The following is a 5484-nucleotide window of genomic DNA, read 5'->3' on the forward strand; positions in this document are numbered from 1 at the left end:
CGTCGCCGGACCCACCGCCGCGACCCGCGCGTCCCCGAAGGCGCGCGCGTCCTGACCCATCTCGTCGAGGTGCCGGAAGAACGACCGCACCGCCTGCTGGCTCGTGAACAGCACCCACGCGTAGCTGCGCAGCTGCGACAGCGTCCGGTACAGCGTGGGCGTGTCCGACGTCTCCCCGTAGCGGATCAGGGGGCGCTCCAGCACCACCGCGCCGCGCGCGCGCAGCAGGTCCGCGAGGCGGCTCGCGCCCTCCTGCGTGCGCGTCACCACCACCCGGCGCCCCAGCAGGGGAGAGGTGTCGAACCAGCGCAGGTTCTCCCGCAGGGCCGCCACCTCACCCACGACCGTCACGGCGGGCGCCTCAAGCCCCGCGCGCTCCACCTCCGCCGCGATCGTCGCGAGGGTGCCCGTCGCGACCCGCTGACGCGAGGTGGTCCCCCACTGGATCGTCGCGGCGGGCGTCTCCGGGGAGCGGCCCGCCCTCACGAGCCTCTCCGCGACCGTGCCGAGGTTGCGCACGCCCATCAGGAGGACCAGGGTGTCCACCCCCGCGAGGTTCCCGTAGTCCGCGTCGCCCTCCTGCTCGCGGCCCGTGATCACGCCGAACGACGCCGCCGCGCCCCGGTGCGTCACCGGGATGCCCGCGTACGCGGGCGCCGCGACGGCGCTCGTCACGCCCGGCACCACCTCGAACGCCACGCCCGCCTCACGGCACGCGAGGGCCTCCTCGCCGCCGCGCCCGAACACGAACACGTCGCCGCCCTTGAGCCGCACCACGCGCCGCCCGCCCCCCTCCAGCGCCTTCTCCACCAGCAGGCGGTTGATGTCCTCCTGCGAGATGTACTCGCTGTAGCCCTTCTTCCCGACGAAGATCGTCTCGGCCCGAGGGCAGAAGCGCAGCAGTTCGGGCGCCGCGAGGTAGTCGAAGAGCACCACCTCCGCCGCCTCCAGGGCCTCACGGCCCCGCAGGGTCAGCAGGCCCGGGTCGCCCGGACCCGCGCCGACGAGGCTCACGAACGCACGAGAAGGAGTCGCAGGAGAGTTCATGGGGAGAAGCTATCAGGTGGCCGTGCTCACGCGCAGCGGTCGGACGTCCCGGACGACAACGCGAACGGCGCCTCCACGGGGAAGCGCCGTCCGGACGGAACGAGGAGGAACTCAGACCTTCGCGGCCTCCACGAGCTCCCGACCGCCCTGCGCGAGCATGTCCTCCGCGAGCTGCGCGCCGAGGTCCGCCGCCTCCTCCGCGTCGCCCTCGATGGTCGCGCGGATCACGCGGCCCCCGTCGAGACTGCCGACCCAGCCCTCCAGCACGAGCGAGCCGCCCTTGAGGTTCGCGAGCGCCCCCACGGGCGCCACGCAGCCCGCCCCGAGCCCCGCGAGGAACTCGCGTTCGGCGGTGGTGCGGTCGTCCGTGTCGCGGTCGTGGACGGCGTACGCGAGCTCCACGGCGAGGTCGTCGTCGCTGCGGGTCTCCAGGGCCAGCGCGCCCTGACCGGGCGCGGGCAGCAGCACGGCGGGATCGACGAACTCGTCGATGCGGTGCCGCAGGTCGAGACGGATCAGGCCCGCCGCCGCGAGGATCACCGCGTCGTACGTGTCCGTGCCGACCGCCGCGAGCCGCGTGTCCACGTTGCCGCGCAGGTCACGGACGTCGAGGTCCGGGCGGTAGGCCTTCAGGAACGCCCGGCGCCGCGCGCTCGACGTGCCCACCCGCGCGCCCTTCGGGAGGCTCGCGAGGCTCTTGAAGCCCTCCTTGCCGATCAGGACGTCGCGCGGATCGACGCGCTTGGGGATGCTGGCGATCTCCAGACCCTCGGGCTGCTCCGTGGGGAGGTCCTTGAGGCTGTGGACGGCGATGTCGATCCGGCTCTCCGCGAGGGCGCGTTCGATCTCGCCGACCCACAGGCCCTTGTCGCCGCGCGCGGCGACGTCGAGCGACTCGCGGTTGCGGTCACCGTGCGTCTGGATGGTCTGGATACGGAACTCCGTCTCCGGCCATTCCTCCTTGAGTCGGGCGACGACGAGCCGCGTCTGCGCCAGCGCGAGCGCGCTGCCGCGGGTGCCGACCGTGATGGTGCGGGTGCGCGAAGTGCCGCTCACCGCGTGGGTCCTCCTGTGAAGCGCATAACGTGGACATTATAGGGACATTCCGCCGCCCGCCCGTACGGGAGACTCCGGAACGTGACCGCCGCGCCCCCGAAGCCCCGTCCCGACTCCTTCGAGGAAGCCCGCGATTTCCTGTCCAGGACGTACCGCGAGCTCGGGTGGCGCGGCCTGCGGGAGCGACTCGCGGCCGTCAGGCGTGAACTCGAAACGGGCGGCACGTGGACCCTCACCACCGACGAGCTCACCCACGGCGCCCGCATGGCGTGGCGGCACAGCACCCGCTGCGTGGGCCGCTCGTACTGGCCCTCGCTGGAGGTGCGCGACCTGCGGCACGTCCACGCGCCCGAGGAGGTCTTCGCGCACCTCGTGGAGCACCTGCGCCGCGCCTTCCACGGCGGGCACGTCCGCTCCGTCATGAGCGTCCTCGCGCCCGGCGTGCGTGTCCTCAACGACCAGCTCATCCGCTACGCCGGGTACCGCCGCGCGGACGGCACCGTCCTCGGCGACGCCCGCAACGCGGACCTCACGGACCGGCTCCTCGCGCTCGGCTGGCGCGGCGGGCCCGGCACCCGCTTCGACGTGCTGCCCGTCGCGATCGAGTCGCGCGGCGAGACGCGCCTCTTCGAGCTCCCCGGGGACGCCGTCCGCGAGGTGCCCCTCACCCACCCGGACCTCCCGTGGTTCGGGGAGCTGGGTCTGCGCTGGCACGCGCTGCCCGTCATCAGCGACCTCGAACTCCACATCGGCGGGCAGCGCTTCACCTGCGCTCCGTTTGGTGGCTGGTACCTCCAGACGGAGATCGCGGCGCGCAACCTCGCCGACGCGGACCGCTACGACGCCCTCCCCGAGATCGGGCGGCGCATGGGCCTCGACACGAGCCGCGAGCGCACCCTCTGGCGCGACCGGGCCCTGCTGGAGCTCAACGTGGCCGTGCTGCACTCCTTCGACGCGGCGGGCGTGCGCGTCGCGGACCACCACAGCGTCACGCGGCACTTCGTCCGCTTCGAGGAACGCGAGCGCCGCGCGGGCCGCGAGGTTCACGGGCGCTGGAGCTGGCTCGTGCCGCCCCTGTCGCCCGCGCTGACGCCCGTCTACCACCGCCGCTACGAGGACGTGGAGCTCAGCCCGAACTTCCACGCGCCCCGGAGGCCCGAAGCGGAGCCCGCGCGCTGCCCCTTCGGGCACGGCGCGCGGGCGGCAGGGGTCAGCGCGCCCGGCGCGTCTCCAGATCCGCGTGCGTCTGCAGGTAACGCAGCCACGCGCGCGGGCTGAGCGGCCCGAGGCTGTTGTGCTCCACCCGCGTTCCCTCGGAGGGCGGGCTGTCCGACAGGCGCCGCGCGAGGTCCACCGTGCCCGCGCGCGTCTCGCGGAAGGTGCTCACGAGTTCCGGCAGGGCCGCGTCGCGGGGCGGCTTGTACGGGTGGTGCTCGTCACGCTCGAAGGGCTCGCCGAGCGCGACGAGCAGCCGACGCTGCCCCCAGCGTTCGATGCCGATGACGTGCCGCGCCGCCTCACGCGCCGCCACGCCGTCCTTCAGCCGTTCCAGCCGCAGCGCCGCCCGTTCCCCCGAGACGTGCAGCTCGTCCGCGAGCTCCGCGTAGCGCCGCCCGTTCGTGGGCTTCTCCAGGAACTGGTTCACGGCGAAACGACGCAGGTCGTGACGCCGGGCCCGGGCCAGCCACAGGCCCGAGCCCGCCACGACCAGACCGATCAGGATGCGGGACAGGAATCGCATGGCCCTACCATCGCACAGGGCGGCGCGCGGCGCATCAGGAAGGTGACGCCCCGTGCACGCCGTCCGGCGTCGCGACGAGACACACGCGCGAATCGGGCTCGCAGGGCAGTTCCTCGCGCAGCATCAGCGCGTGCGCGAGGGTGAACTCCGGCACGCCCAGCCCCAGGCCGCGCGCGCCCCACCCGAAGCCCTTGGAGAGCCGCCCGCCGCGCAGGTCCGCCGCGACGCACGCGAGGACCGCGCCGCGCACGCCCTCCAGGGACGTCACGGGCTCCCCGAGGCTCGGCATGAGCTTGAGGTCCGCGCCCCTCGGGTCGCCCGACAGCCGCCAGAAGCGGCCCTCCCGGTGCCCGTCCGGCACGACGACCACGCGGCCCTGCGCGAGCGCCCTCTTGCGCAGACCCGCCAGCGCCCGCTCGGGGCCGACCGCCAGCACGTCCAGCCCCGCGAGCGCCGGGTGCTCCAGAAGCTGCTCGGCGGCGCGCGCGGCGCCCGTGAAGTTCGGATGGTGTCCGTGCGGCGGCAGCGGATACCCCACGGCGCGGGCGCGCATCAGCGCGCCCCACACCTCCTCGCGGACGTCGCCGGGCCTCACGACCCCGAACGTTCCGCCTGCAGGCGCTCGGGACGCGGGAGCTCCAGCCCCTCGGGCTGCGGGAGGCGCGTCTGCGCGGGCGTCGGGTGCGGGAAGTCCGGGTTGGGTTTGCTCGCGGCGGGCGGCGGGTCGCGGCGGCTGTCCACCACGTACGACGCGAAGGCCTCGCGGTCCTTGACGCGCGTGACGCGCGCGGGCACGCCCATCGCGATGCCGTGCGGCTCCACCGGGCCACGCACGAGCGCGCCCGTCGCGATCATCGCGTCGTCGCTGATCACGCTGCCCGCCAGCACCGTCGCGTGGTACGTCACGCGCGCGCCGCGCCCGATCACGGTGGGCCTGAGCGTCACGTCGGGCATGTCGAGGACGGAGTGCGTGTGGCTGTACACGTTCACGAAGTCGCTGATGGACGCCCCGTCGTGCAGGACGATCCCGCCGATGTCGTCGAGCAGGACGTTGCGGTGCACCACCACGTCGTCGCCGACCTCCATGTTGTAGCCGACGCTGAACTCCACGTTCTGCCAGCACTTGAAGTTGCGGCCCACCCGGCGGAACACGTGCCGCGCCAGCACCCGCCGCAGGTCGATGCCGAAGGTGGCGCTCCCCCCGGCGGGCGTGAGGTCGAAGTTCTTCCACAGCCACAGCAGGGGCTTCACCCGCGCGAACCTCTCCGGGTCGGTCGCGGCGTAGTACTCCGCTTCGAGCGTGACGTTGCGCGGGTCGAGGTTGAGCGCCGCGAGCGGCGCGTCCGCGAGGAGCGCCTCGAAGGAGCGGGCGTGGACGAGCTGGGCGAGGAGGTCACGGACGAGGACGTCGCGGTCCGTGGCGGGGTCCGACAGGCGCGCGTCCAGGTCGTGCAGGAAGGTGCCGAACGCGTCCGAGGCGTCGGCGGGGATGGTCAGGGCGCGCAACCAGGGCATGAGCGCATGTTAGATCAGAGCTCATCTAGCATCTGGGCATGGAAGTCACCTTTGGGCGGCTCGGCGACGCGGGCGTCGTCGTCCGCACGCCCCTCGCGGGCCGCCTGCACGCCGAGCTCGCCGCG

The 5484-nt window shown here is 73.8% G+C and carries 6 protein-coding genes; 1 reads left to right on the forward strand and 5 read right to left on the reverse strand.

Annotated features, from left to right (window positions below; translation table 11 throughout):
• The coding region (gene cobA / locus DEIPI_RS0110875; RefSeq protein ID WP_027481795.1) for a uroporphyrinogen-III C-methyltransferase at nt 1-1047 on the reverse strand (1047 nt) is incomplete at its 3' end.
• A 111-nt stretch (nt 1048-1158) separates the two neighbouring features.
• Complete coding sequence (hemC, locus tag DEIPI_RS0110880) at nt 1159-2103, reverse strand: hydroxymethylbilane synthase (protein ID WP_027481796.1); 945 nt, start codon at nt 2101-2103, stop codon at nt 1159-1161.
• A gap of 81 nt (nt 2104-2184) precedes the next feature.
• On the opposite strand from hemC, the gene DEIPI_RS30285 reads away from it, so the two are divergent.
• Entirely contained in the window at nt 2185-3381 is a 1197-nt protein-coding gene (locus DEIPI_RS30285; protein WP_084474196.1) for a nitric oxide synthase oxygenase, read from the forward strand.
• On the opposite strand, the gene DEIPI_RS0110890 is transcribed toward DEIPI_RS30285, so the two are convergent.
• Genes DEIPI_RS0110890 through DEIPI_RS30290 form a run of 3 tightly spaced genes read right to left on the reverse strand, consistent with a single transcriptional unit; the run spans nt 3314 to nt 5359 of the window.
• The gene (locus DEIPI_RS0110890) at nt 3314-3844 is read right to left on the reverse strand and encodes a hypothetical protein (protein WP_027481797.1); all 531 of its coding nucleotides are present in this window, start codon (nt 3842-3844) and stop codon (nt 3314-3316) included. The genes DEIPI_RS30285 and DEIPI_RS0110890 overlap by 68 nt on opposite strands.
• Nucleotides 3845-3878: 34 nt before the next feature.
• A complete protein-coding gene (locus DEIPI_RS0110895; protein ID WP_027481798.1) occupies nt 3879-4439 on the reverse strand; it encodes a 5-formyltetrahydrofolate cyclo-ligase family protein in 561 nt (186 codons plus the stop codon).
• The gene (locus tag DEIPI_RS30290) at nt 4436-5359 is read right to left on the reverse strand and encodes an acyltransferase (RefSeq protein WP_045234110.1); all 924 of its coding nucleotides are present in this window, start codon (nt 5357-5359) and stop codon (nt 4436-4438) included. Before DEIPI_RS30290 ends, DEIPI_RS0110895 begins: the two co-directional genes overlap by 4 nt.
• Nucleotides 5360-5484 lie beyond the last annotated feature (125 nt).

Source organism: Deinococcus pimensis DSM 21231, from assembly GCF_000519345.1.
GTDB lineage: Bacteria > Deinococcota > Deinococci > Deinococcales > Deinococcaceae > Deinococcus_A > Deinococcus_A pimensis.

Coding starts and splice junctions, on each gene's coding strand:
- DEIPI_RS0110890 (WP_027481797.1), bottom strand. CDS start 3,844: ATGCGATTCCTGTCCCGCATCCTGATCGGTCTGGTCGTGGCGGGCTCG.
- DEIPI_RS30290 (WP_045234110.1), bottom strand. CDS start 5,359: ATGCCCTGGTTGCGCGCCCTGACCATCCCCGCCGACGCCTCGGACGCG.